The following is a 24,641-nucleotide window of genomic DNA, read 5'->3' on the forward strand; positions in this document are numbered from 1 at the left end:
GTGGGCGTTCCTTATCAGCGGGGGGTCATGGTACGGTTTTTTGCCGCTCACTGCATCGGGTACGGAATGATTCCCCGTTGCTTGCAACATTGCCGGCCTGGGCCTACATTTCGCCGTCCTGGCGCCGTGTCGCCATCCCTTCAGACGCAACCACGAGGCTGCTCCCATGGCCAACCGCCTGCTCCCGGAATGGCATCGTCAGGACGCTGTCCAGCTCACCTGGCCGAGCCCCACCAGTGATTGGGCGTTCCTGATAGAACGTATCGAAGCCACCATGGAAGCCATGGTGGTCGCCATTTCGCGCTACCAGAACGTCTTGATCAGCGTGCCCAACACCGCTACCCGCAATCACCTGAAACGCCGATTCGCCTATCTCGGCGTTCCCGCCGAGCGGCTGCAACTGGTAGTCGCCCCAACGGACGATACCTGGGCGCGTGACCATGGCCCCATCGCCGTGACCCGCGATGACGAACTCCTGCTGCTGGACTTTGTCTTTACCGGTTGGGGAGGCAAGTTCGAAGCGGCACGGGACAACGCCTTGACGCAGAAACTGGTGGAGGCCGATATTTTCGCCTGCCCGGTCGAACCGCGCGACATGGTACTGGAAGGCGGCGCCATCGAGACCGATGGTGAAGGCACGCTATTGACCACGGAGGCCTGCCTGCTCAATCCAAACCGCAACCCGCAACTCGACCGCAGCGCTGTCGAGGCCGCGCTGAAAGCGGACTTCGGGGTATCGCGAGTGCTATGGCTGACCAGTGGCCACCTGGAAGGCGACGATACGGACAGCCATGTGGATACCCTGGCCCGCTTCTGCGACAAGGATACCATTGCCTATGTACGCTGCGATGACGAGTCGGACCCCCACTACCCGGCCCTGGCCGCCATGGAGGTCGAGCTGAAGACGTTCCGCCGTGCCGACGGCGAACCCTACCGCCTGGTTCCATTGCCCTGGCCAAGCCCTTGCTTCGACCCGATAGACGGCCATCGATTGCCAGCCACCTATGCCAATTTCCTGATCATCAACGATGCCGTGCTGGTCCCGGTCTACGGCGATGCCGCCGATACCCGGGCGCTGGTGGCATTGGCCGGGGCCTTCCCCGAACGGGACATCGTGCCCATCGACTGCCTGAGTGTGATTCGCCAGCACGGCAGTCTCCACTGCCTGACCATGCAGCTTCCCTCCGGCAGTCTGAAAATCGCCGGTCAGCCAACCCAAGGAGAGACCTCATGACCCACACCCTGAAGGTCGGCCTGGTCCAGCAGCCCGCCTGGCCCGACAAGGCCAGGAGCCTGGACGAGAGCGAGGCCGGCATACGTGAGCTGGCCGCCGCCGGAGCCGAATTGGTGATGCTGCAGGAACTTCACGCCACGCACTATTTCTGTCAGTACGAGGACACTGAGCTGTTCGACCTGGCCGAACCGCTTGACGGCCCCACCGGTACACGCCTGGCGGGGCTGGCGGCCGAGCTCGGCATCGTGCTGGTCGGCTCGCTGTTCGAGCGCCGCGCCCCCGGGCTCTACCACAACACCGCCGTGGTCTATGATGGCGGTCGGGGCCAGGTGGGCTTCTACCGCAAGATGCATATCCCCGACGATCCGGGCTTCTACGAGAAGTTCTATTTTGTCCCAGGCGACGTGGACGAGAACCGCCAACAGGGCTTTCAGCCCATCGACACATCGGTGGGTCGCCTCGGCCTACTGGTATGCTGGGATCAATGGTATCCCGAAGCGGCGCGCCTGATGGCACTGGCCGGAGCCGAGCTGTTGCTGTACCCCACCGCCATCGGCTGGAGCCCGACCGACGACGCTGCCGAAAAGGCACGCCAAAAAGACGCCTGGACACTGATCCAGCGCAGCCACGGCGTCGCCAACGGATTGCCGGTAATCGTGGCCAACCGGGTCGGCCACGAGCCGGATCATTCCGGGGTGAGCCCGGGTATCGACTTCTGGGGCGGAAGCTTCATCTGCGGCCCTCAAGGCGAGTTGCTCGCCCATGCCGGCCAGGAAGCCGAACGGCTTCTGGTGACCCTGGACATGAGCCGTGGCGAGGCCGTGCGGCGCATCTGGCCCTATCTCAGGGATCGCCGCATCGACGCCTACGGCGACCTGACGCGGCGCTATAGAGATTGAACAACCCGTTCGGCGGGAAGAGCATTCACTGGATGCTCTTCTTCCGCCTCACCCATGGCGAATGCCCTTCGCTGCGACCGGCTCCCGGCGCCGCTCGCTCTATGCGGGCATGAACTCAGGCGTCCGGCGCTTTCCAGAAGTCGCGAATCGAGGCGATACCCTGGGCGCCCACGGCACGGGCGTGATTGGCGTCATGGCGCGTCATGCCTCCCAGCGCAAAGACCGGCATGGCGGCAAGCTCGACCAATTGCTGGAAGTCGTGCCAGCCCATGGGGGCCACTTCCGGATGCGACGGGGTGGTACGCAATGGGGAGAGCGTGACGAAATCGCAGCCAATGCGCGAGGCCTGAGCCAGCTGCTTCCGGTCATGGGTCGAAGCCGCCATCCACTTGGTCTCGGAGATGGGGCGACGATCCAGGGCCATGAGTCGTTCACTGGTCAGATGAATGCCATCGGCATCGACCTGCTCCAGCACCGAAGGGTCTCCGTTGAGCAGCAGCCGCGCGCCGTGCTCTCGGCACAGCGCAAGGGCACGTTCCGCACGGGCCAGGTAGGCAGCCTCATCCAGCGACTTGGCCCGCAGCTGGACCAGGCGTACCTCGTCCTCGACCAGGGCCCGAGTCAGGCAGGCATCGAACCGGTCTTCATCCTCCTCTTCATCGGCCGTGATCAGGTACTCGGTAGGCAGCATGACCGCCTGGAGGATCGGCAGATTGGCCGCCGGAAACGGATAATTGACCAGTTCGTCCAGCGGCACCCAGCGTACCGCCTGTCCTTCACGCCCGAAAGGCTCACCCGAGAATTCATGTACCTGCCAGACATCCAGCAGGATGTGCTTGTCGGAGTATTCGTGATGGATGCGAATCAGCGGCTGGGCACGCTTGATCTCGACACCCAGCTCTTCATGAAGCTCACGCTTGAGCCCCTCCAACCCGGTCTCGTAGGGTGCCAGCTTGCCACCTGGAAACTCCCACAGGCCGCCATGGTCGACGTTGGACGGTCGACGAGCGATCAATGCCTTATCGCCATCACTGCTGATGATAGCGGCCGCTGCCACGTGCACCCTTCTTTTCACCATTACGCTCATTTACCCTTTACCCACTTGACCCGTACCGTCCACCCGACACGGGGTTGGTTCGTCTGCCGCCACCGCCCTCAGCTGCGGTAGTCAGCGTTGATGCTGACATAATCGTGGGACAGGTCGGAGGTCCATACCGTCGCGCTCTCGGCGCCACGCCCCAAGTCGATGCGGATGGTGATCTCTTCCTCTTTCATGATGCGACTGCCCGCCTCCTCGGTGTAACCGGCAGCGCGGCCGCCATGTTCCACCAGGCGTATGTCCCCCAGGTCGATGACGACCCGGTTGACGTCGAAGTCCTTCACCGGGGCACGCCCTACCGCAGCCAGTATACGGCCCCAGTTGGCATCGGAGGCGAACAACGCCGTCTTGACCAACGGTGAATGGGCCACGGTAAAGGCAACGTCCAGTGCTTCCTCCCGGCTTGCCGCAGCGTTGACCTGCAGGGTCACGAACTTGGTGGCACCTTCGCCGTCACGAATGATTGCCTGGGCCAATTCGGTCATGACCCGCTGCAGGCCGTTACGGAAAATGGCGACCTGCTCCTCGCTTGCCACGTCAGCGCCGCGGCCCGTTGCTATCAGTACGCAGGCGTCGTTGGTGGATGTATCGCCATCCACGGTAATGCAGTTGAAGGAGCGATCCACCGTTTCGTGCAGCAGCGATTCCAGCAGTGGCTGTTCGATAGCGGCATCGGTGGCCACGAAGGCCAGCATGGTGGCCATGTTGGGCTTGATCATGCCCGAGCCCTTGCCGATGCCGTTGATGGTGACCGTTTCATTCCCCATCTGCAGGGACACGCTGGCCCCCTTGGGACGGGTATCGGTCGTCAAGATGCCTTCGCCAGCCTGCAACCAGGCCTCGGCACCGTCGTTCAGAGACTCAAGCGCAGCCGGCAGTCCACCAAGCAGCCGCTGCATGGGCAACGGCTCGCCGATTACCCCGGTGGAAAACGGCAGGACACTGTCCTCGGCCACCCCGGTAAGGCGGGCCAGCTCACCACAGGTGTTCCGGGCATCCCGCAAGCCCACCTCACCCGTGCCGGCATTGGCGTTCCCGGTATTGATCACCAGGAAGCGAGCGGCCCCGTTGTGTTCGATGCAAGCGGCCAGATGGGCCTTTGCCACCGTGACCGGCGCTGCGCAGAAGGCGTTTCGGGTGAAACTACCCGCCACCCGCGCTCCCTGGGGAATTTCGATCACCACCAGATCACGCCGTCCAGGCGTCTTGATACCTGCCTTGGCGGAACCCAGGCGCAGTCCGTCTATCACCGGCATTGCCGGAAAGGGTGTTTCGCCCACTGCCATCGTGTCGTCTCCTGTCCTGGTCAGCTCAGTTGCCCGCAGCACTGCTTGTACTTCTTGCCCGAGCCACAAGGACAAGGATCATTGCGACCGACCTTGGGCCCTTCGCGGCGCATCGGTCGACCATCGGTTCCCGGCAGGGGTGCCTGGGCGCTCTGCTTGCCTTCCGCGGCTTCCGGGTCGTCGTGACGGCTGTCCGCCGCGGCCTTTTCACGCTCCAATGCCTCGCGGCGCTGACGCTCCAGCTCGTCGACCTCTTCCGGGCGACGCACCTGGACATGGCTCGTGACCCGGGTAATGTCCGACTTGATATTGGTCAGCAGGGTCTGGAACAGTTCGAAGGCTTCACGCTTGTATTCCTGCTTGGGGTTCTTCTGGGCATAGCCACGCAGGTGAATGCCCCGGCGCAGATGATCCATCGCCTGGAGGTGCTCCTTCCAGCGCGTATCCAGTACCTGCAGCATGATCTGTTTCTCGAAACGACGCATCAACTCGGCGCCAGCCGTTTCGATCTTGTCCTCGTAGACCTTGCGGTGCATCTCCTGGAGCCGTTCACGCAGTTGCTCCTCATGGAAGCGGTCGTCCTGCTCGGCCCATTCCACAACCGGCGCATCGAGGTTGAATTCGACCTTCAGGTGCTCCTCGAGTCCCGGCAGGTCCCACTGCTCAGGCAGACTCTGGGACGGCACGAACTCGTTTATCGTCATATCCAGCACTTCTTCACGAATCCCCACCACGTTCAGGGAAACGTCTTCCGCAGCGAGAATCTCGTTGCGCTGCTCGTAGATGACCCGGCGCTGATCGTTGGCCACGTCGTCGTACTCCAGCAGCTGCTTGCGCACGTCGAAGTTGCGACTCTCGACCTTCTTCTGGGCCCGTTCCACCGCATTGGAGACCATCTTGTGCTCGATGGCCTCGCCACGCTCGAGCCCCAGGGCCTTCATCATGCGCTGGACCCGGTCGGAGCCGAACAGGCGCATCAGGCTGTCTTCCATCGAGAGGAAGAAACGAGTCGAACCCGGGTCGCCCTGGCGGCCTGCACGCCCCCTCAGCTGGTTGTCGATACGCCGGGATTCATGGCGCTCGGAGCCGATGACATGCAGACCGCCGGCGGCAAGCACCGCCTCGTGACGTGTCTTCCACTCGGCTTTCAGCTGTTCGATCTGCGCCTCGCTGGGGTTGTCCAGCTTGGCCACTTCGGCCTCCCAGTTGCCGCCAAGCATGATGTCGGTACCACGACCGGCCATGTTGGTCGCAATGGTCACTGCCCCGGGACGACCCGCCTGGGCAATGATCTCGGCTTCGCTCTGGTGTTGCTTGGCGTTGAGGACATTGAAGGCGAGGCCTTCCTGCTGCATCAGGTTCGCCAGGTATTCCGAGGTTTCGATGGAGGCCGTACCGACCAAGACCGGTCGGCCGGCCTCGGTCTCGGCCTTGACGTCCTTGATGATCGCCTCGAACTTCTCTTCGGCGGAGAGATAGACCAGATCATTCAGATCACGGCGAACCAGGGGCCGATTGGTGGGGATCACCACCACGTCAAGACCGTAAATCTGGCGGAACTCGAAGGCCTCGGTGTCGGCCGTACCGGTCATGCCGGCCAGCTTGTCGTATAAGCGGAAGTAGTTCTGGAAAGTGGTCGATGCCAGCGTCTGGCTCTCGCGCTGCACGGGCACCCCTTCCTTGGCCTCCACGGCCTGGTGCAAGCCCTCGGACCAGCGACGGCCGGGCATGGTCCGCCCGGTATGTTCGTCGACGATCACCACCTGGTTCTCTGCGACGATATAGTCGACGTCACGATGGTAGAGATGCCGTGCGCGCAGGGCCGAGTGCATGTGCTGCAGCAGATTGAGGTTCTGCGCGGCGTACAGCGAGTCGCCCTCGCCCAGCAGCCCCTCTGCTCGCATCAACTCCTCGACCTTGTTGTGGCCGCTTTCGGTGATTTCCACCTGCTTGTGCTTTTCCTCGAGCAGGAAGTCGCCGCTGACGGGAGCCTCCGGGTCTTCCGACACCTCGCCCTTGACCAGTTGCCCCGCCAGCCGGTCGACCACCTTGTAGAGCTCAGTGTTCTCGTCCACGGCACCGGAAATGATCAGGGGGGTGCGCGCCTCGTCGATGAGAATGGAGTCCACCTCATCAATGATGGCGTAGTGCAGGCCACGCTGGACCTTGTCCTCCAGGGAGAAGGCCATGTTGTCGCGCAGGTAGTCGAAACCGTACTCGTTGTTGGTACCGTAAGTGATGTCGCAGGCATAGGCCGCGCGCTTCTCCTCGGAGGTCTGGCCGGCATAGATGGTACCTATCGACAGCCCCAGGAATTCATACAGCGGTCGCATCCACTCGGCATCGCGACGCGCCAGGTAGTCGTTCACCGTCACGACGTGAACGCCCTTTCCCGACAGGGCATTGAGATAGACCGCCAGGGTGGCCACCAGGGTCTTGCCCTCCCCGGTCTTCATTTCGGCGATGCGCCCGCGGTGCAGGGTCATACCACCGACCATCTGCACGTCGAAGTGGCGCATGCCCATGACGCGCTTGCTGGCTTCACGCACCGTGGCGAACGCTTCGGGCAACAGGCTATCGAGGGTTTCACCCTTGGCCAGCCGCTCGCGGAGCTCATCGGTTCGCGCCTTCAGGGTGGCATCATCAAGCGACTCGTATTCGGCTTCGCGCGCGCCAACCTGGCCAACCTGGCGGTGCATGCGCTTGACTTCACGGTCGTTCTTGGAACCGACGACCTTGCGTAACAATAAGTTGATCATGAAGCGTCCAATATCTGCGGGTAACAATCGACCGGCAGCAATGCGGTACAGGAGTCACCCATTCCCACCGGCAAGCATCGATAGCATCAGAAAAGTAGCCGTGCCGCGGGCGGGCCACGGCGGGTCAGGACGTCATGGGCGGCAGCCCAGCGCGGACGGGATGTCACGGCTACCCGGCGCGGGCCAGAACGGGCCGACAGGGCCAGCGGTTGGCGTGGAGGCCAGTGGGGCAATGCTCGCCGGCGCGCCACATAGCGGCAGCGGGCGCGCATCAATGTCGGAGCGAGGATGCAGGTCTGCACGACTCGCTCAGCAAACCGCAGCGTCTCCGCCTGGCTCAGCCCAGCCGGCAGCAGGCAGCTGACCAACAAGCCGGCCAGCCACCAGCGCGAACACAGGCGGCGACGCGATGCCCCACCCTGCCTGGGCGAGGTAGCGAGGCCTGGAGGCTGAACGGTGGTCATGCTGTAGACGATCTCCCGAGCATGCTAGGCTTTGGCGACATCACGGGCGTAGCAGCAGGACAGCTGCCGCGGTCGCAATCGGCAACCTGCAGAAGGCCTTCTGCCCCCGGGAATAAGCCCATGAGTATAAAGGTTAAGCGTTCACGCGCACAGCCCATGTCTCGACTGCTGAGCGGTGGCGGTGAGCTGGCCCCGCTGATGCGCACGGCGAAGCTGATCGCCCGCGCCCAGCAGCACCTGCGGGACCACCTGCCGGAAGAGGTGCGCGAGCACGTCCATGTCGGGGGTTTTCGCGAAGGGAAGCTGACGATTATCACCGACCGCGCCGTCTGGCTGACCTGGCTGCGCTATGAACGGGCGCGCCTGCTGGAATTGCTGCACCAGATGCCGGAATTCGCCGCCGTGACCGGGTTCAACCTCAAGGTACGCCCGGTGCGTCCTCTCAAGGTGCCGGATCGTCACGTCCGCAATCTGCCGGCACCGGCCGCCGACGAAATCGCCGCCTGCGCCGCCGGCACCGAGGACCCGCGACTCAAGCGCGCCCTGGAGCGGCTCGCATCGCACGCCCAGCCCCGCGAATGACACTGGACCAGCTTGCGCGAGTGCCGGACTGCGCCGGCCGACTCATTCCAACCGATAAACGACGCCGCCAACGTCGACTTCCTGGATATCGGCAAAGTCTACCGTCACGCCCTGGATATCACCCGGCGCCCCATCGTGTTCGGCGAGGGTCGTCTCGGGAATGACCTTGACCCCGGTGGCACCGACATGCTGCACACGGGCCGAAAAGCGCTTGCCGTCACGCTCTATCACCATTCGCTCACCAAACATGCAACGTCCCACCTGCTCGAGCAGCTCGGTATAATCCACATGCTGAACGGTCATCTCTCTACTCTCCCTGTATCGCTTGATCGGTCGTTCTACCTTTCCGACAATGTCCTTTCCCATGAATTCCACGGGCGTTACTAGCGTAGCCCTTCAAACCGGCCCCTTCTAACCGGCGCTCTTTCCGTCGCCCACTTTTGACAGCCAACCTTCCACCAGCGCTCGCCGCTCTCCTGGGTGGGACTTCCCTCTGCGCGAGGCTATCCTGTAGCCGAGGGCGGAACAGGCGTCGTGGCCAATGGCTGAATCGAACCCGACGCTGGTTCATCCGCCCCCGGATCTCGGCAGGCCAAGACACGTGAACTCCAGGAAATGCCTCATGTCACTCAGCAAGACCCAATCCAGCTTCTATCGTCGCCTTTACCTCGCGCACCTGATCAGGACAGGCATCACCAGCGTGCCGGCCATCACCGCCACCACCGGGATGCCAAGGCGAACCGCCCAGGACACCCTGTCGGCCCTGGAAGAGCTGGATATTCACTGTGAGTTCGAACGCGACGAGGGCGAGCGCCACAATATCGGCCGCTACGTCATTCGTGACTGGGGGCCCATCGACCCGGAGTGGGTGTCTACCCATGCCGACCGAATCCGCGAGGCTCTCGGCTACCCCGCCATGCCATGAGCCGTCGTTTTCCGGCCTGTACAGCACCCTTGCCACGGCGTCATGTCGCGCTGCTTCTCGCAGTCGTGCTGCTGGTACTGGCGACCGGTTGCGCCAGCCGTGCCAACCTGCAGATACCTGGACCAGGCGCTGAAGAAGCCAGCTTTTCCTCCTATCAGGTGGTAGCGGATGATGGCTACCGGCTGCCCCTTCGCCACTGGCCCGCCAAGGGCGAACCCACCACGGTGGTATTGGCAGTGCACGGTTTCAATGACCATGCCGGCAGCTTCGGGGTGCTGGCCGGCGCCCTGTCGTCACAAGGTATCGAAGTCTATGCCTACGACCAGCGCGGGTTCGGCACTACCGAACAGCGCCGGCTTTGGCCTGACCACCAGCGGCTCAGCGATGACGTCACCATGGTCGCCAAGCTGCTTCGTGACCGTCATCCCGACACGCCGCTACACCTGGTCGGCAAGAGCATGGGAGCCGCAATCGTCATCCTTGCCCTGACCGGCGATACCCCACCACCGGTCGACGGTAGCGTTCTGATCGCTCCCGCGATATGGGGGAAAGAGATCATGCCCTGGTACCAGCGCCTGGGCTTGTGGGTAGGCGTTCGCCTGATGCCCCAGGTCTCCTTTTCCGCACGAACCACACGCCGGCTCGGCATAGAGCCGACGGATGATGAGGAGATCATGCGTCAACTGGCCCGGGATCCCCTCCTTCTGCGCAGCGCCCGTATCGATACGCTGGACGGCTTGACCCAGACCATGGGCCTCGCCCTGGAGGCGTCAGGCTCCCTCCCCGGCCCAACGCTGATTCTCTACGGTGATGACGATCAGGTCATTCCCGCAGGAGCGCTCTGCACCCTGCTCGAACGCTTGCCGGACCCGGCCACAGGCGCCGGCTGGCGAATGGCCCTCTATCCCGGGGGTTTCCATATGCTGACCCGCTACACCCGGCGGGAGCGTACCGAGGAGGATATTGCCGCCTGGCTGGTAGACCCGGCAGCCCCCCTCCCCTCCAGCAAGGAAGTGACACGCGACAAGGCCCGGAAGGCGCTGTGCAATGGTTGAAGGAAGCGCGAAAAAAAGCGGCGGGCAAGGCCCGCCGCGAACCACCGGTCAGACAACTGACCGAGAGAGATGCCTGGTCCGATCAGATTTCGAAGCCGAGGCCGAAGTCTTCGGAAGAGAGAGCCATCAGCGGCGCCGCGCCGGCCTGGATCATGGCGGCGTGGGCCCGGGTGCGCGGCAGCAGCCGCTGGAAGTAGAATCGCGCGGTATTGATCTTGGCTTCATAGAAAGCGGCCTCGTCGGTACCTGCCGCCAGGGCCGCCTTGGCCTGCTTCACCGCGCGGGCAAAGAGGTAGGCCAGGGTGACGTAGCCGGAGTACATCAGGTAATCGACGCTGGCCGCACCGACTTCCTCACGATCCTGCATGGCCTTCATGCCCACACCCATCGTCAGCTCGCCCCATTCGGCGTTGAGCTTGGCCAGCGGCCCGGTGAATTCGGCCAGTTCGCCATCCTCTTCCGCCTGACAGAACTTGTGGATCCGCTTGGTGAAGACCTTCAGTGTCTCGCCCTGGCTCATCAGCACCTTGCGACCCAGCAGGTCGAGGGCCTGGATGCCGGTCGTCCCTTCATAGAGGCGCGTGATGCGGGCATCGCGCACCAGTTGCTCCATGCCCCACTCCTTGATGAAGCCATGGCCACCAAAAATCTGGACGCCTTCGTTGGTGGATTCGAAGCCCACCTCGGTGAGGAATGCCTTGACGATGGGCGTCAGCAGGCCCAGCAAGACGTCGGCCTGCTCGCGCTCGGCCGCATCCCGACCATGCTCGACGAGATCCAGCATCTGGGCGGTATAGAGCACCAGCATGCGACCGCCTTCCGCGAAGGCTTTCTGGGTCAGCAACATGCGACGCACGTCAGGATGGACGATGATCGGATCAGCGGGCTTCTCGGGCGCCTTGGGGCCGGATAGCGCACGCATCTGCAGGCGGTCCCTGGCGTAGGCGAGCGAATTCTGGAAGCTCGCCTCGGTCAGGCCCAGCCCTTGGATGCCGACGCCCAGGCGAGCGGCGTTCATCATGGTGAACATGCAGGCCAGACCCTTGTTCGGCGGCCCCACCAGATAGCCCCGTGAACTATCGAAGTTCATCACGCAGGTGGCGTTGCCGTGGATACCCATCTTGTGCTCGAGAGAGCCGCAGGAGACGCCGTTCCGCTCACCCGGGTTGCCATCGGTATCGGGCAGGAACTTCGGCACCACGAACAGGGAGATACCCTTGGAACCCTCGGGTGCATCCGGCAGCTTCGCCAGGACCAGATGAACGATGTTCTCGGCCAGGTCATGGTCCCCGGCAGAAATGAATATCTTGGTGCCCATGATGTCATAGGCGCCATCGGCCGTGGGTACGGCGCGGGTCTTGATCAGGCCCAGGTCGGTACCACAGTGCGGTTCGGTCAGGCACATCGTACCGGTCCACACGCCTTCGACCAGCTTGGTCAGGTAGGTGGCCTGCTGCTCTTCGGTGCCATGGTGGCGCAGTGCATCGGCAGCGCCATGGGAGAGCCCCGGATACATGCCCCAGGCCAGGTTGGTGGAGCAGACCATTTCATTGAGCACCATGGCCAAGGAGTGCGGCAGGCCCTGGCCGCCATGCTCAGGCGCTGCGGCCAGGCTCGGCCAACCACCCTCTACGTACTGCTCGTAGGCGGCCTTGAAACCCTTGGGCGCCTTGACCTCCCCGCCTTCGAGCAGGCACCCCTCCTGATCACCACTCTGGTTGAGCGGCAACAGCACCTCACGGGCGAAACGCGCGCCCTCTTCAAGAATGGCGGCAACCACGTCGGGCGAGGCTTCCTCACCGCCCGGCAGGCGGGCATAGTGGGCGGGGTAGTCCAGCATCTCGTCCATCACGAAGCGCAGGTCGCGCAGGGGGGCCTGATAGTCGGGCATCTCGATCTCCTGAAGTCGGTCGAATGAAAACGGCGACGGCAGCTTTCAAACATGTGTTTGAAACTAGCCTGCAAGAGACCCGGAGTCAAGCGCTTGTTTAATACCCGTTGCCGGGCCCTGCCAAAGGCGATGCGACGTATGCTTCAGGCCTGCCGCCCCGGCTGTCAATGCATCCGTATGCCGCCATCGAGGCGAATCACCTCGCCGTTCAGCATTGCGTTGGTGATGATCTGCTCCGCCAGACGAGCGAACTCATCCGGCTCACCCAGGCGCTTGGGGAATGGCACCGAGGCAGCCAGCGCCCTGGCGGCTTCATCGGGAATCTCGCTCATCATCGGTGTCTGGAAGACCCCGGGCGCAATGGACATGACACGGATGCCGTGACGCGACAGCTCCCGGGCCGCCGGCAGGCTCATGCCCACCACGCCGGCCTTCGAGGCGCTATAGGCGCACTGCCCCACCTGCCCGTCGAAGGCGGCAACCGAAGCGGTGTTGACGATCACGCCCCGTTCGCCATCCTCGCCAGGCTCGTTCCTGGCCATGGCGGCTGCAGCGAGTCGCATGACATTGAACGTGCCCACCAGGTTGATCTCCACGGTTCGCGCATAGGCGTCCAGGTCCGCGGGATTGCCCTCCCGGTCGACCAGCTTGGCCACGCTGACGATACCGGCACAGTGCACCACGCCGGCAAGGCCTCCCTCATCGCCCAACGCTACGGCAGCATCCACCGCCGCCTGCATGTCCTCGGCCGAGGTCACGTCGCCGCGCAGTGCGCGGGCGGCCTCGCCAAGCTTCTCGGCATGGGCCTCGACGGCATCGCTGAGGTCGCACAGCACCACCCGGCCGCCACCGGCAACGAGGCGCTCGGCGGTGGCCGCCCCCAGTCCGGAAGCAGCGCCGGTGATCAGAAAAGTACGGTTCTTCACTTGCATATCAAATTCCCGAGTTTGAATGGCTGAGGTGCTCGAGGCTGCTCCGACGACAGGACCAAGAGGGGCGCTGTAAACCCATCCCTGGGCGCTACTGATGCCATCCCTGGCATAAGCCCCCCCTATGCCCTGCCCCCGGTGTCTCTCGCTTCAGGTACCTGTACTGCAACTGTCATTGCGCAGCACCGGTTTCGGCCTTCTCGGCGGCGTCGGCCCGCAGCTTGAAGCGCTGTATCTTGCCGCTGGGCGTCTTGGGCAGGATATCGACGAATTCGATCACCCGAGGAAACGCATGGGTGGACAGCCTCTCGCGCACTTGCTGGCGAATCTCGTCGGCCAACCGGTCGCTGGGCTCGAAACCATCACGCAGCACGATATAGGACTTGATGATTTCACCTCGAATCTCGTCGGGCTGGCCGACCGCCGCGGACTCCGCCACCGCCGGGTGGGTCATCACGGTGTTTTCCACGTCGGTGGGCCCAACCCGGTAGCCGGCGGTGGTGATGATGTCGTCATCACGCCCGGCAAACTGGAAGGAGCCATCCTCGTTGCGAATGACCACGTCACCGGTCAGGTAATAGCCGTTGGCAAACGGGTGTTTCTCCTGCCAGGTATAGCCGGCAAAGAAATGCGCGGGAGAGCGCTCGATATCCACCGCCAGCACGCCCGGCTCGCCCGTGGGCAGCTCGTTGTATTCGGCATCGAGTATGGCCAGGCGATAGCCCGGCATCGGCACGCCCATGGCACCCACGTGCTTGGGATGTTCCAGGGCATGGTGATTACAGCAGGTCATGCCGGTTTCGGTCTGGCCATAATGGTCCATGACCGGACAGCCCAGCGAGCGCTCGACCCAGGTCACGACTTCGGTATTGAGCGGCTCGCCGGCGGAGCTGGCCACCCGCAGCTCGAGTGTCTCGTGGGCGCTGTCGAACAGGCCGGAAGCCTTCATCAGGCGATAGGCCGTGGGCGCCGCGGCGAAATTGGTGATGCGGTGACGCTTCATGAAGTCGAGCGCCCCATCGGCACTGAAGCCCGCCTCGCAGAAGTGCGTGGTCACGCCCAGCAGCAGCGGTCCGGCAATGGCGTAGTAGAGCCCGTAGGCCCAGCCGGGATCGGCCATGTTCCAGAAACGGTCGCTCTCACGCAGGTCGATGGCCAGCTCCATGTAGAGCGCAAAGGCCGGCATGCCGGAAAGCGGCACCGCGACCCCCTTCGGCTTGCCCACGGTGCCGGAGGTGAACATCTGCAGGAACGGGGCCTCGGGCGACAACCGCGGCGGTTTGCCGGTCATCGGTGCACAGGTCATGGCCTCGGCCCAATCCAGGTCGTCGCCATGTTCGCCACTCGGGCCACCCACGGCCAATACCGGCGGGCATTGCGAAAGGCCATCGAACTTGAAGCGATTGCCATGGTCGGTGATGACCAGCCTGGTATCGGCACGTCCCAGGCGGTAGTCGACGGCATCGGGGCCGAAGGCGGTGAACAGCGGCTGATAGACCGCCCCGATACGCCAGGTGGCCAGCACCGCGACCAGCAGCTCGGGCGAGCGCGGCAGCATGCAGGCGATACGGTCACCCTCACCCAGCCCCCGGGTCGAAAGCCACCCGGCAAGCCTGGCGCTCTCGGCATCCAGTTCGGCATAGGTCATGCGATTCACCGTGCCATCGGCGGCTTCGTGAACCAGCGCCTCGATATCGCCCTTTCCGGCCCTCAGGTGCTGGCCACAGCAGGATTCAAAGGCATTGAACTTGCCATCGCGATGGTCGTCGAGCCTGGCGATGGCCTCATCGATGGAGAACCGTTCGAGAAAGTCGGCATACGCGGGAAGGGTCTGGGTGCTCATGTACTGGCCTCTGGGCTTGTTGTCATAGCAATCGTGTGACGCGGTATCGTTGCTGTCAGAGCTGTCTTGCCACTCTTCTGAATAGATGCAGTTGACGTAAGCGTCAACCTAGCAAGCGCTTGGTACACGCTAGAAGCAAAGCCGCCGCAGAGCAACCCCCGGGCCGGCCTGAGGGGCTATACCTTGGTCGACCTCTTATCGGCCAGCGTGAGAGGAAGGGGTAATCATGGCTATCAATTCATGGGCCAGGTCCTCGGGCTTGCGGGGGCCCTCGGGGTCGTACCAGCGTACCGTCCAGTTGAGCGCGCCCATGACGAAGCGTGAGACCAGGAAACGATCGCCGTGGATCAGGCCGGCATCCAGCGCCTCGTCGATGACCTGCTCCCACAGCGCCTCGTAGGCGTCGCGCAAATGGCTGAGGTGATCACGAGCCGCCGCACCCAGCCGCCGCCATTCATACAGGGCGACCACATGGGCGTTGCGGTCGGTCAACAGGGTTTCGAGATGGGCGCACGCCATGGCGTGCAGCCGTGCCTCGGCGGTGTCGCCACATTCCTCGAGAGCGTGACGGGCAATGGTGAGCGCATTCTGGGTACCCTCCTCGATGACCGCTGCCAGAATTTCCTGCTTGTCGCGGAAATGATGAAACAGGCTACCGGACTTGATGCCCATCTCCTGGGCCAGCATGCGTACCGTTGTCCGATCGAAGCCCTCCTGAACGAACAGTTGGGCGGCCAACCGGGTCAACTCCTTGCGACGTGGGGACTCGTTAACGACATTCATCGGGTTTACACTAGCGCTTGCTTGGTTGACCTTGAGAAAAGCACAGGCCCGCCGACAGGTCAACGCGCCAAGATCCACACTCGCCCAACCATTCCGTCAGACCGCCGGACCACTTCGGGAGATATGCATATGAGCAGCCCCACCGATATCGTCTTTCTCTCCGCAGCGCGTACCCCAATGGGTGGCATGCTGGGGAGCCTGTCCAGCATGACCGCCCCCGAGCTGGCCGCCACCGCCATTCGTGCCGCCATCGAGCGTGCCGGCATCCAGCCCTCCGTCATCGACGAGGGCATCATGGGCTGCGTGCTGCCCGGCGGGGTCAAGCAAGGCCCGGCCCGTCAGGCGATGCGCCAGGGCGGCATCCCGGATGGTATTGGCGCCACCACCATCAACAAGCTGTGCGGTTCGGGCATGAAGGCCACGATGCTGGCTCACGACCTGATCCGTGCCGGTAGCGGCGACGTGATCCTCGCTGGCGGCATGGAATCCATGTCCAATGCTCCGCACGTGCTGACCAAGGCGCGCACCGGTTACCGCCTGGGCCATGGTGAACTCAAGGACCACATGTTCCTCGATGGCCTGGAGGATGCCGAGACCGGCAAGCTGATGGGTGTCTTCGCCCAGGATGTCGCCAGCTCCCGTGACTACAGTCGCGAGCGGCTGGATGACTTCGCCATTGCCTCGCTGGAGCGGGCCATGGAAGCCACCAATGCCGGCCACCTGGACGCCGAGATGGCCCCGGTCACCGTCACCAGCCGCCAGGGCGAAACCGTGGTCGCGCATGACGAGCAGCCCTTCCAGGCCAAGCTCGACAAGATCCGCGGTCTGCGTCCGGCCTTCGCCAAGGACGGCACCATCACCGCCGCCAACTCCAGCTCCATCTCCGACGGCGCCTCGGCGCTGATCCTGTCGAGTCAGGCGGCGGCGGACAAGCATGGCATCAAGCCACTGGCGCGGATGCTGGGCCACAGCACCCACTCCCGGCACCCCAGCGAATTCACCATCGCCCCGGTGGGCGCCATCGACAAGCTGATGAAGACGCTCGGCTGGGGCGTGGCCGATGTCGACCTGTTCGAGATCAACGAAGCCTTCGCCGTGGTCACTCTGCTGGCCATGGACGGGCTCGACATCCCCCATGACAAGGTCAACGTCTTCGGCGGCGCCTGCGCCCAGGGCCACCCCATCGGCTCCACCGGCTCACGCATCATTGCCACCTTGATCCACGCCCTGCGCACCAAAGGCGGCAAGCGCGGCATCGCCAGCCTGTGCATCGGCGGCGGCGAGGCCACCGCGGTGGCGATCGAGCTGATCGACTGAGGCATCGGCCTGGGGGTCACTCACCCGGGCAAGACGAACAGGAGCCAGTTGGCCGAAGCCTCCAGCTCCTGCTTCGTTCCGTATGATCGCCCTGGCGCGGTTGCTCACGGGCGCGGCGTCGACAGGCGGTCCAGCCTGAGCCGCTCGCGGGAATCGAATAGCCTTCGGCTGCCCACCGCCACCGCCGCCAGGGTACCGAAGCCGGTACCCAGGGTGATGCTGAGCATCACCAGAATCTGGTACTTCACCGCCAGGGCCGGGGAGGTGCCAGCCAGTATCTGGCCGGTCATCATGCCCGGCAGGCTGACGACTCCGGCAGCGGCCATGGCGTTGATCATCGGCATCAGGCCGCTGCGCATCGCCTCGCGGCGGATGTCACCGATCGCCAACTGCCAGGGCTCGCCGAGCATCAGTCGGTTCTCGATCACCGCCCGCTGCCGCCAGGCGGTATCGGTGAGCCGATCCAGCGCCAGGGCCACCCCGGTCATGGTGTTGCCGAGCATCATCCCCAGCAGGGGAATCGCATACTGTGGCCGATACCAGGGCTCCGGGCCGATGATCACCGTCAACGCCAGCACGGTGACGGTGAACGACGACAGGAACATCGACAGGGTGCCGATGCCGAAGGTCCAGCCGCCCAGCAAGCGGCGCTTCTGCCGCGCCATCACCTCACGCCCGGCGATCAACAGCATGGCCAACGCCATCAACGCAACCCAGACGAGGCGTTCGGCGGCGAACAGCGCTTCCAGCACAAGGCCGATCAGAGACAGTTGGACGACGGTTCGCAGGGCGGCGACCAACAGGCTACGGCTCATGCCCAGTTGCATCACGGCGGTGCACCCGGCCAGAACGACGACCATTGAGGCCGCGAGCGCCAACTGCCACCAGGAGAGTTCGATCACGTTCATGCCATCGCCTCCTCCACCAGCCGGCTGCCGTCGATACGCAGATGACGATCCGCGACCCGTGCGATTTGCCCCTTGTCATGGGCCACCCAGAGCACCGGCCGGCCAAGGATACGCACCTTCGTCAGCAACCAGGTCTCGACCCGTTGGGTGGTGGCTTCGTCGAGGTTGGCGGTGGGCTCGTCCAGCAGCAGGACAGCGGGCTGACGACCGAGGCCGCGCAGCAGCGCCAGCCGCTGCTTTTCTCCCGACGAGAGCCGGCCGACCTGCCACGACATCACCTCAGGCTCGAGGCCGAGCGACTCGAGATCGTCGTCGTCAATCCGCTCGGGAAAGTGCTCGTCCACCCGGTCGGCCCACCACTGGCTTTCCGCGGGAACCAGCATCACCTGACGCCGCCAGCGATGGGCTGGCGTATCCGACTGGGCCTGGCCACCCAGCCATACCTCTCCCTCATGGGGCTCGAGGTCGGCAACGGCTCTCAGCAGGCGGCTCTTGCCCGAGCCACTGGCGCCGGATAAACAGACGATCTCACCGGGACCGACGGCAAGGCCCACCTCGGCCAGCTCGCCGATGGCAACGCGGTCGAGCCGCAGACACTTGCGAGACAAGGGCGCCTCCCCGCTATGTGGAAAAGAGTTACAGTGGCGCGGACTCGAAAGGCTGGCAGGTCGACACCATTCCACCTCTCGATTGTATATATATGGAAATCCATATATATTGGATCACCAGGCCTAGGTTACGCCACCGATTCTATCTTCAATCACTTCCTTCTTACCCTTCGGATAACGAAATGACGTCACATCAGGACACCCAAGCGCCTTCGCCAACCGAAGGCATGGGCCTGTTCGAACGCTATCTCTCCGTGTGGGTGGCACTGGCCATCGTGGCCGGTGTGCTGCTAGGCCAGGTTTCCCCGGCGGTGCCCGAAACCCTCTCGCGCTTCGAAGTCGCCCAGGTATCGATACCGGTGGCGATCCTGATCTGGGCGATGATTTTCCCGATGATGGCGCAGATCGACTTCGCCGCCGTGCTCGGCGTGCGCCGCCAGCCCAAGGGACTCGTCATCACTACCACGGTGAACTGGCTGATCAAGCCCTTCACCATGTTCGCCATCGCCTGGTTCTTCCTGATGGTGCTGTTCCGCCCGCTGATTCCCGAACCGCTGGCAAGCCAGTATCTGGCCGGGGCGATCCTGCTCGGTGCCGCACCCTGCACCGCCATGGTCTTCGTGTGGAGCTACCTGACCCGAGGAGATGCCGCCTATACCCTGGTGCAGGTGGCGCTCAACGATTTGATCATGCTGTTCGCCTTCGCCCCCATCGTCGTGCTCCTGCTTGGCATCTCCAACATCCAGGTGCCCTGGGATACCGTGGCACTCTCGGTCTTTCTCTACATCGTCATCCCTCTCGCGGCCGGCTACCTGACGAGGCGTACCCTGATCGCCCGGCGCGGTATCGAGTGGTATGACAACGTCTTCATGAAGCGGGTCGGACCGATCACTCCCATCGGCCTTATCATCACCTTGGTGCTGCTGTTCGCCTTTCAGGGCGATGTCATACTCAACAACCCGCTGCACATCGTGCTGATCGCCATTCCGCTGATTATCCAGACCGTGCTGATCTTCTTCATTGCCTATGGCTGGGCCAAGGCCTGGAAGGTACCGCACAACGTGGCCGCTCCCGGCGCCATGATCGGCGCCAGCAACTTCTTCGAGCTGGCGGTGGCCGCTGCCATCGCGCTGTTCGGCCTGCAGTCCGGCGCGGCGCTGGCCACCGTGGTGGGGGTGCTGGTGGAGGTACCGCTGATGCTGGCCCTGGTGCGCATCGCCAACAAGACCCGCCACCATTTCCCGGCCCCCAGCGAGGCCAGGGGTTGAATCATGGCCATTGAGTGCAGGAGCGACTAGCCGAAACTCCCGCTTGCCTTGTCGCCCCGCTGGGGCGACGATCCGGCAATGAACAAGAACTCCTTTTGGCAACGCCATCCCCTGGCCATCATCGTCTTGGCCCAGCTATGCGGCACGTCACTCTGGTTCAGCGTCAACGGCGTTGGACTGTCTCTCTCGCATGATCTCGGTTTCTCCGAGGTCGACCTGGGGCGGCTGACGCTCGCCGTACAGGCGGGCTTCATCTGCGGCACCCTGTTCATCGCCACTACCGGGCTGGCCGACCGTTTCCACGCCAGCCGCATCTTTGCGGCCTCGTGTCTGTTGGGGGCGCTGATCAACGCCGGCTTCATACTGACTGCAGCACACTTGCCCCTGGCGTTGCTGCTGCGCTTCGCCACCGGGCTGTGCCTGGCCGGCATCTACCCACTGGGCATGAAGCTGGTGATCGGCTGGACACCCAAGCACACCGGGGCCGCGCTCTCCTGGCTGGTAGGCATGCTGACCCTGGGCACTGCCCTGCCACATCTCTTGCGGGGGAGCACCCTGGGCATGCCATGGGAGTGGCCGCTGCTTGGCGCCTCGATGCTCGCGTTGCTGGGTGGCGCCATGGTCCACGCCTTGGGTGACGGCCCCCACCTACCGCCGCCGGCTGGCAGGGTACGCCTGGCCGAAGGCCTGGCAGCCCTGGGAGAGGGGCGTTTTCGCGCCGTGGCCGGCGGTTATTTCGGCCACTGCTGGGAGCTCTACGCCTTCTGGATGCTCACGCCGTTCCTGGTCTATCGCGAAATCGAACGGCTGGCGGCCTCCACCGATCTGGTGGCCTGGCTCTCGTTCGGCATCATTGCGCTAGGGCTGGTGGGCTGTGTCGGCGGCGGCCTGGTGAGTCGGCGCCTGGGCAGCCTATGGGTGGCGCGCTGGGCGCTGATGGCTTCCGGCGCGATCTGCCTGGCCTACCCACTGCTGGCCTGGGCGCCGCCCGGTTTATTGCTGATCTTACTGGCCTTCTGGGGGCTGACGGTGATTGCCGACTCTCCGCAGTTCTCCGCCTTGGCCGCCGAGACGGCACCGCGTGAACGCGTCGGCTCGACCCTGGCAGTGATGAACGCAGTGGGCTTTGCCCTGACGATTCCCGCCATTTCGCTGACGACTTCGCTCTGGGCAATGCAGGGAACCTGGGTGCTGTGGTGGCTACTGCCGGGGCCGATTCTTGGGCTGTGGGCGTTACGCAGGCTAGCCAATCCGGTGCCCGCACCGCTACGACAGGAATGAGACCAGCGGCAGCCAGCTACCGTTCAGCAGAGTACGGCACGCCGCTCCGGACGATTGCCCATGCCTTGCAGACGCGCTTGCAGGGTATCCAGGCGAGAGGCCTCGCCAGCTTCTGCGGCATCGAGTGTGGCCACTACCCAAGAAGCCAGACCATCGGCCAGTCGATAGTATACCCACTGGCCATCGCGGCGATCCTGCAACAGCCCATATTCACGCAGCTGGGCCAGGTGCCGCGACACCTTGGGTTGGGATTGCCCGAGGGCATGGGTCATCTCGCAAACGCAAAGTTCCGTTTCGCGACGGATCAATAATGTCACGGTCAGGCGCGTCTCATCGCCAAGACACTTGAACAGACGGGATGCCTCAATCATGGGTAAGGCTTTCCTTGATGCCATCAAGACAAGAACAGATTCTCATGATACCGAAACCATGGCTCGGATGGGCAGTGGCACCATCCTGGCCGGATGGAAGCGCGCCATCAGATCAACAGGCCCAGTGCCGCCAGGGTACACAGCGACAGCGATGCCCCCTGCAAGACGTGCCGGTCGAGTCGATGGGCGATACGATCGGCCAATGCATTTCCCACGAGTACCGCCGGCAGGAGCGTGACCGCCAGCACCAGGTGCCAGGTCCCCACCTGACCCGCGATCGCCAAGGTAGCCAGCGTCAGCAATGACGTGATGATGAAGAAGGCGGACAGGTTACCGCGCAGGCGGTCCGGCGAAAGCCCATGCAACAGTAGAACCAAGGGCGGCCCCCCGATGGCGGCCACGGTGCCGAAGATGCCTGACAGTACCCCCGCGCCAAACAGGGTGGCGCGGTTGACCGGCAGGCGGCATCGACACAAGGTCACTGCCACGGCAAACAGTACGCTGGCGGCTATCAGCTTCTCCAGCACCACCATGGGGGCGGTCAGCAGCAGCCACAGGCCCAACCCGTTACCGGGCAGCCGTCCCACCAGTGCCATGCCTATCTCGCCGATACGTACCTCATGACGATAGTGGCGCACCATCAACAGTGACACCATGAACCCGAACAGCACCAGGATGACCGGCACCAGACGCGGCTCCAGCATCAGCAGCAGCGGCGCTCCTATCACTGCCAGTCCGAAACCGGTGGCTCGCTGCACGAAAGCACCCAGCATCAATACCAGCGCACAACCCAGCCACACCACCAGGTCCATGTCGATCCATGCCAACAGCGCGTCAGGCATGGACCGGATTGCCCGACAGGCGACGCAGCCCCAGGTTGCCGATCAGCGATGCCGCCAACATGGTCAGTACCATGGGCCACAGGCTGGCAATCTCCAGGGCCCCCACCATCACCCCGGCCAAGGCGGCGGACCCGAACTTGATGCCACCCATCAATGCCGTTGCCGTCGCACTCATATGCCCGAAATGATCGAGCAACGCCGACATGGCATTGGGGGTGATCAGGCCGATCATGCCGGCATACACCATCACCGTTACCACCACCACCGGCAACGAGGCGAGCCCCGCCGCCGCCGCCAGTGCCAGTGAAGCGGCAGCAACCAGTTGAACGGTAAGGCCAAGATGGAGATTCTGCTGGGGCGAACGCCGGTCCAGCAGATGAATATTCAGCCGATTGGAGAGCGCGATCATTATCACGTTCGCCCCGAAGACCACCGGGTACATGGCTGGCGAGAGACCGAAGTATTCCAGATAGATAAAGGGTGATGCGGTTATGAACGCGAACAGGCCGCCAAACGAAGCGGCCACGGCACAGATATACCCCATTCCTTCCCGATGGCGCAGCACGCTCGCATAGTTGGCCAGGACCTGACGCAACGAGGCTGCCGGAAGGCTTGGATCGCGGGTCTCCGGCAGCCGGGTGCCCATCAGCCACAGCAGGAAGGCCGCATAGACAGCCAGGAAAACGAAGATCAGCCACCAGTCGGCGAGATAGAGCAGCCCGCTTCCCACGACCGGCGCCACCAACGGTGCCAGCATCATGATCATGACCATGGTCGACATGACGCTCGCCGCCTCGCGGCCACTGAAGCAGTCACGCACGATGGCTGCCGAATTGACCACGCAGGCCCCCCCACCCAGTGCCTGAACGAAGCGCCAGACAAGCAGCTCGGGCAAGGAGCCGATGGTGGTGATCATGAGGCTGGCAAGCAGGAACACGACGAGGCCGCCCAGCAGGACCGGCTTGCGCCCCAACCGGTCGGACAGGGGCCCGAAAAGCAGTTGACCGATGGCGAAACCGGCCAGGAAGACACTGATCGACAGCTCGGTATGGTGGATGCTGGCGCCGATGCTGTCAGCGAGTGCGGACATGGCCGGCAGATAGGCATCGATGGCGAAGGGCGCCAGCGCCGTATTGGCCGCCACCAGCAGCGCCACACGTCTAGGGTTGAGGTTCAAGGAGGCTCCGATGATTTGGAATGGCACGAAAAAGCTAGGCCGCTAATGATAGCCCAAGTGGGGTCAGCTTGCCGTGGCGCTCCGATGAAGTCTGTCACCGGTCCCGGCCTCTTGATAAAGTGATCCTATCCTCACTGCCCAGGAGTCCCACCCCATGTCAGATGATCTGCTTGCACAACTCAAGGAAATGAGCACCGTGGTGGCAGACACCGGCGATATCGAAACCATTCGTCGCTACTCTCCCCAGGACGCAACGACCAATCCCTCGCTCATCCTTCAGGCGGCCCAACAGGAGGGCTGGCGCTCGCGACTGGCGGACATAGCCCGACAATCGACTGACATCGACGATGCCCTGGACGCCGTGGCCGTGGAGATCGGCAGCGAAATAGCCGGGCTGGTTCCGGGCTACGTCTCCACCGAAATCAGTGCCCGGCTCTCTTTCGATGCCGATGCCAGCCTGGCCAGAGGGCGCTCACTGATCGAGCGCTACGCACGACATGGCATCACGTCCGACCGCATCCTGATCAAGGTCGCGGCAACCTGGGAAGGCATCCGCGCCGCCCGGCAGTTGGAGCGGGAAGGCATTCGCACCAACCTTACCTTGCTGTTCAGCTTCGCCCAGGCCCAGGCCTGCGCCGATGCCGGGGTAACACTCGTCTCGCCCTTCGTTGGCCGCATCCTCGATTGGCACAAGGCGCAGGCGCCCGATACCGACTTCTCTGGCGACAAGGACCCCGGCGTCAGGTCGGTCAGGCGCATCTATGAACACTTCAAGGGCCATGGCTACCGCACCATTGTCATGGGGGCCAGCTTCCGCAACATTGGGGAGATCCAGTCACTGGCGGGCTGCGATCGCCTGACCATCTCCCCTGCCCTGCTTGGCGAGCTGTCGGAAACCCATGGCAGGCTGGAGCGGCGCCTGATGCCGATCGATGCCGAGACGTCGGCTCCGGAACCCCAGGATGAAGCGGAGTTCCGCTGGGCGATGAACGAGGATGCCATGGCCACCGAGAAGCTGGCCGAAGGGATACGCAAGTTTACGGCCGACCAGCGCAAGCTCGAGAAGCTGCTCGGTGAATTGAGACAGGACGTGAGCCAAGCCAACTGAATCCGGGCGTAA

Annotated in this window: 23 protein-coding genes; 9 read left to right on the forward strand and 14 right to left on the reverse strand. The window is 63.6% G+C overall.

What is annotated here, in order from left to right; translation table 11 throughout:
- The first annotated feature begins 166 nt into the window (after positions 1-166).
- Positions 167-1,234 (forward strand): agmatine deiminase family protein, encoded by a 1,068-nt coding sequence (locus C1H69_RS21530; RefSeq protein WP_102655440.1) that lies wholly within the window; start codon positions 167-169, stop codon positions 1,232-1,234.
- On the forward strand, positions 1,231-2,133 hold the full coding sequence (locus C1H69_RS21535; RefSeq protein ID WP_102655441.1) for a carbon-nitrogen hydrolase: 903 nt from the start codon (positions 1,231-1,233) through the stop codon (positions 2,131-2,133). Before C1H69_RS21530 ends, C1H69_RS21535 begins: the two co-directional genes overlap by 4 nt.
- 115 nt (positions 2,134-2,248) lie before the next feature.
- Here the strand turns inward: C1H69_RS21535 and C1H69_RS21540 are convergent, their stop codons facing one another.
- The 4 genes from C1H69_RS21540 to C1H69_RS21555 all read right to left on the reverse strand — a co-directional run bounded on the left by C1H69_RS21540 (position 2,249) and on the right by C1H69_RS21555 (position 7,741).
- Complete coding sequence (locus C1H69_RS21540) at positions 2,249-3,211, reverse strand: Nudix family hydrolase (protein ID WP_102655442.1); 963 nt, start codon at positions 3,209-3,211, stop codon at positions 2,249-2,251.
- Between the two features lie 77 nt (positions 3,212-3,288).
- The gene (argJ, locus tag C1H69_RS21545) at positions 3,289-4,518 is read right to left on the reverse strand and encodes a bifunctional glutamate N-acetyltransferase/amino-acid acetyltransferase ArgJ (protein WP_102655443.1); all 1,230 of its coding nucleotides are present in this window, start codon (positions 4,516-4,518) and stop codon (positions 3,289-3,291) included.
- Positions 4,519-4,538: 20 nt separating this feature from the next.
- A complete protein-coding gene (gene secA, locus C1H69_RS21550) occupies positions 4,539-7,277 on the reverse strand; it encodes a preprotein translocase subunit SecA (protein ID WP_102655444.1) in 2,739 nt (912 codons plus the stop codon).
- An 86-nt stretch (positions 7,278-7,363) separates the two neighbouring features.
- Positions 7,364-7,741, reverse strand: a complete 378-nt coding sequence (locus C1H69_RS21555) for a hypothetical protein (protein ID WP_240610042.1) — start codon at positions 7,739-7,741, stop codon at positions 7,364-7,366.
- Between the two features lie 120 nt (positions 7,742-7,861).
- Between C1H69_RS21555 and C1H69_RS21560 the strand changes: the two genes are divergently transcribed.
- The gene (locus C1H69_RS21560) at positions 7,862-8,323 is read left to right on the forward strand and encodes a DUF721 domain-containing protein (RefSeq protein ID WP_165789557.1); all 462 of its coding nucleotides are present in this window, start codon (positions 7,862-7,864) and stop codon (positions 8,321-8,323) included.
- A gap of 42 nt (positions 8,324-8,365) precedes the next feature.
- Here the strand turns inward: C1H69_RS21560 and C1H69_RS21565 are convergent, their stop codons facing one another.
- Positions 8,366-8,626 carry a hypothetical protein gene (locus tag C1H69_RS21565; RefSeq protein WP_102655446.1) on the reverse strand — a complete coding sequence of 87 codons (261 nt, stop codon included), beginning with the start codon at positions 8,624-8,626 and terminating at the stop codon, positions 8,366-8,368.
- A 319-nt stretch (positions 8,627-8,945) separates the two neighbouring features.
- Here C1H69_RS21565 and C1H69_RS21570 point away from each other — a divergent pair, with 319 nt between their 5' ends.
- Complete coding sequence (locus tag C1H69_RS21570; RefSeq protein WP_102655447.1) at positions 8,946-9,248, forward strand: winged helix-turn-helix domain-containing protein; 303 nt, start codon at positions 8,946-8,948, stop codon at positions 9,246-9,248.
- Positions 9,245-10,303 carry an alpha/beta fold hydrolase gene (locus tag C1H69_RS21575; protein ID WP_102655448.1) on the forward strand — a complete coding sequence of 353 codons (1,059 nt, stop codon included), beginning with the start codon at positions 9,245-9,247 and terminating at the stop codon, positions 10,301-10,303. The genes C1H69_RS21570 and C1H69_RS21575 overlap by 4 nt, the downstream gene beginning before the upstream one ends.
- An 82-nt stretch (positions 10,304-10,385) precedes the next feature.
- On the opposite strand, the gene C1H69_RS21580 is transcribed toward C1H69_RS21575, so the two are convergent.
- From C1H69_RS21580 to C1H69_RS21595, 4 genes are all read right to left on the reverse strand, one after another.
- Entirely contained in the window at positions 10,386-12,194 is a 1,809-nt protein-coding gene (locus tag C1H69_RS21580; protein WP_102655449.1) for an acyl-CoA dehydrogenase C-terminal domain-containing protein, read from the reverse strand.
- A 164-nt stretch (positions 12,195-12,358) separates the two neighbouring features.
- On the reverse strand, positions 12,359-13,126 hold the full coding sequence (locus C1H69_RS21585; protein WP_102655450.1) for an SDR family NAD(P)-dependent oxidoreductase: 768 nt from the start codon (positions 13,124-13,126) through the stop codon (positions 12,359-12,361).
- 169 nt (positions 13,127-13,295) lie between these two features.
- Positions 13,296-14,966 (reverse strand): AMP-binding protein, encoded by a 1,671-nt coding sequence (locus tag C1H69_RS21590; protein ID WP_102655451.1) that lies wholly within the window; start codon positions 14,964-14,966, stop codon positions 13,296-13,298.
- Between the two features lie 195 nt (positions 14,967-15,161).
- Positions 15,162-15,749, reverse strand: a complete 588-nt coding sequence (locus C1H69_RS21595) for a TetR/AcrR family transcriptional regulator (RefSeq protein WP_102655452.1) — start codon at positions 15,747-15,749, stop codon at positions 15,162-15,164.
- A 129-nt stretch (positions 15,750-15,878) separates the two neighbouring features.
- Between C1H69_RS21595 and C1H69_RS21600 the strand changes: the two genes are divergently transcribed.
- Complete coding sequence (locus C1H69_RS21600; RefSeq protein ID WP_102655453.1) at positions 15,879-17,066, forward strand: acetyl-CoA C-acyltransferase; 1,188 nt, start codon at positions 15,879-15,881, stop codon at positions 17,064-17,066.
- Between the two features lie 104 nt (positions 17,067-17,170).
- On the opposite strand, the gene C1H69_RS21605 is transcribed toward C1H69_RS21600, so the two are convergent.
- Positions 17,171-17,974, reverse strand: coding sequence for an ABC transporter permease (locus C1H69_RS21605; protein WP_102655454.1), 804 nt, complete (start codon positions 17,972-17,974; stop codon positions 17,171-17,173).
- Positions 17,971-18,582, reverse strand: a complete 612-nt coding sequence (locus C1H69_RS21610) for an ABC transporter ATP-binding protein (protein ID WP_102655455.1) — start codon at positions 18,580-18,582, stop codon at positions 17,971-17,973. Before C1H69_RS21610 ends, C1H69_RS21605 begins: the two co-directional genes overlap by 4 nt.
- A 182-nt stretch (positions 18,583-18,764) precedes the next feature.
- Here C1H69_RS21610 and arsB point away from each other — a divergent pair, with 182 nt between their 5' ends.
- Positions 18,765-19,850, forward strand: a complete 1,086-nt coding sequence (gene arsB / locus C1H69_RS21615) for an ACR3 family arsenite efflux transporter (protein ID WP_102655456.1) — start codon at positions 18,765-18,767, stop codon at positions 19,848-19,850.
- A 78-nt stretch (positions 19,851-19,928) separates the two neighbouring features.
- Positions 19,929-21,131, forward strand: a complete 1,203-nt coding sequence (locus C1H69_RS21620) for an MFS transporter (RefSeq protein ID WP_102655457.1) — start codon at positions 19,929-19,931, stop codon at positions 21,129-21,131.
- Positions 21,132-21,154: 23 nt separating this feature from the next.
- On the opposite strand, the gene C1H69_RS21625 is transcribed toward C1H69_RS21620, so the two are convergent.
- From C1H69_RS21625 to C1H69_RS21635, 3 genes are all read right to left on the reverse strand, one after another.
- Positions 21,155-21,502: a metalloregulator ArsR/SmtB family transcription factor gene (locus tag C1H69_RS21625; protein ID WP_102655458.1), complete on the reverse strand. Its 348-nt coding sequence runs from the start codon at positions 21,500-21,502 to the stop codon at positions 21,155-21,157.
- Positions 21,503-21,609: 107 nt separating this feature from the next.
- A complete protein-coding gene (locus tag C1H69_RS21630) occupies positions 21,610-22,344 on the reverse strand; it encodes a sulfite exporter TauE/SafE family protein (RefSeq protein ID WP_102655459.1) in 735 nt (244 codons plus the stop codon).
- Positions 22,337-23,521 carry a multidrug effflux MFS transporter gene (locus C1H69_RS21635; protein WP_102655460.1) on the reverse strand — a complete coding sequence of 395 codons (1,185 nt, stop codon included), beginning with the start codon at positions 23,519-23,521 and terminating at the stop codon, positions 22,337-22,339. The genes C1H69_RS21630 and C1H69_RS21635 overlap by 8 nt, the downstream gene beginning before the upstream one ends.
- Positions 23,522-23,675: 154 nt before the next feature.
- Here C1H69_RS21635 and tal point away from each other — a divergent pair, with 154 nt between their 5' ends.
- Positions 23,676-24,629: a transaldolase gene (tal, locus tag C1H69_RS21640; RefSeq protein WP_102655461.1), complete on the forward strand. Its 954-nt coding sequence runs from the start codon at positions 23,676-23,678 to the stop codon at positions 24,627-24,629.
- The last annotated feature ends 12 nt before the right edge of the window (positions 24,630-24,641 follow it).

It is taken from the genome of Billgrantia endophytica (assembly GCF_002879615.1).
GTDB lineage: Bacteria > Pseudomonadota > Gammaproteobacteria > Pseudomonadales > Halomonadaceae > Halomonas > Halomonas endophytica.

What these genes read in the sequence shown, in the direction of transcription:
- C1H69_RS21585 (WP_102655450.1), bottom strand. Translation starts at nt 13,126, where the DNA reads ATGCAAGTGAAGAACCGTACTTTTCTGATCACCGGCGCTGCTTCCGGA.
- C1H69_RS21555 (WP_240610042.1), bottom strand. Translation starts at nt 7,741, where the DNA reads ATGACCACCGTTCAGCCTCCAGGCCTCGCTACCTCGCCCAGGCAGGGT.
- C1H69_RS21535 (WP_102655441.1), top strand. Translation starts at nt 1,231, where the DNA reads ATGACCCACACCCTGAAGGTCGGCCTGGTCCAGCAGCCCGCCTGGCCC.
- argJ (WP_102655443.1), bottom strand. Translation starts at nt 4,518, where the DNA reads ATGGCAGTGGGCGAAACACCCTTTCCGGCAATGCCGGTGATAGACGGA.
- C1H69_RS21595 (WP_102655452.1), bottom strand. Translation starts at nt 15,749, where the DNA reads ATGAATGTCGTTAACGAGTCCCCACGTCGCAAGGAGTTGACCCGGTTG.
- C1H69_RS21605 (WP_102655454.1), bottom strand. Translation starts at nt 17,974, where the DNA reads ATGAACGTGATCGAACTCTCCTGGTGGCAGTTGGCGCTCGCGGCCTCA.
- arsB (WP_102655456.1), top strand. Translation starts at nt 18,765, where the DNA reads ATGACGTCACATCAGGACACCCAAGCGCCTTCGCCAACCGAAGGCATG.
- C1H69_RS21580 (WP_102655449.1), bottom strand. Translation starts at nt 12,194, where the DNA reads ATGCCCGACTATCAGGCCCCCCTGCGCGACCTGCGCTTCGTGATGGAC.
- C1H69_RS21590 (WP_102655451.1), bottom strand. Translation starts at nt 14,966, where the DNA reads ATGAGCACCCAGACCCTTCCCGCGTATGCCGACTTTCTCGAACGGTTC.
- C1H69_RS21630 (WP_102655459.1), bottom strand. Translation starts at nt 22,344, where the DNA reads ATGCCTGACGCGCTGTTGGCATGGATCGACATGGACCTGGTGGTGTGG.
- C1H69_RS21540 (WP_102655442.1), bottom strand. Translation starts at nt 3,211, where the DNA reads ATGGTGAAAAGAAGGGTGCACGTGGCAGCGGCCGCTATCATCAGCAGT.
- C1H69_RS21625 (WP_102655458.1), bottom strand. Translation starts at nt 21,502, where the DNA reads ATGATTGAGGCATCCCGTCTGTTCAAGTGTCTTGGCGATGAGACGCGC.
- tal (WP_102655461.1), top strand. Translation starts at nt 23,676, where the DNA reads ATGTCAGATGATCTGCTTGCACAACTCAAGGAAATGAGCACCGTGGTG.
- secA (WP_102655444.1), bottom strand. Translation starts at nt 7,277, where the DNA reads ATGATCAACTTATTGTTACGCAAGGTCGTCGGTTCCAAGAACGACCGT.
- C1H69_RS21575 (WP_102655448.1), top strand. Translation starts at nt 9,245, where the DNA reads ATGAGCCGTCGTTTTCCGGCCTGTACAGCACCCTTGCCACGGCGTCAT.
- C1H69_RS21565 (WP_102655446.1), bottom strand. Translation starts at nt 8,626, where the DNA reads ATGACCGTTCAGCATGTGGATTATACCGAGCTGCTCGAGCAGGTGGGA.
- C1H69_RS21620 (WP_102655457.1), top strand. Translation starts at nt 19,929, where the DNA reads ATGAACAAGAACTCCTTTTGGCAACGCCATCCCCTGGCCATCATCGTC.
- C1H69_RS21600 (WP_102655453.1), top strand. Translation starts at nt 15,879, where the DNA reads ATGAGCAGCCCCACCGATATCGTCTTTCTCTCCGCAGCGCGTACCCCA.
- C1H69_RS21560 (WP_165789557.1), top strand. Translation starts at nt 7,862, where the DNA reads ATGAGTATAAAGGTTAAGCGTTCACGCGCACAGCCCATGTCTCGACTG.
- C1H69_RS21530 (WP_102655440.1), top strand. Translation starts at nt 167, where the DNA reads ATGGCCAACCGCCTGCTCCCGGAATGGCATCGTCAGGACGCTGTCCAG.
- C1H69_RS21570 (WP_102655447.1), top strand. Translation starts at nt 8,946, where the DNA reads ATGTCACTCAGCAAGACCCAATCCAGCTTCTATCGTCGCCTTTACCTC.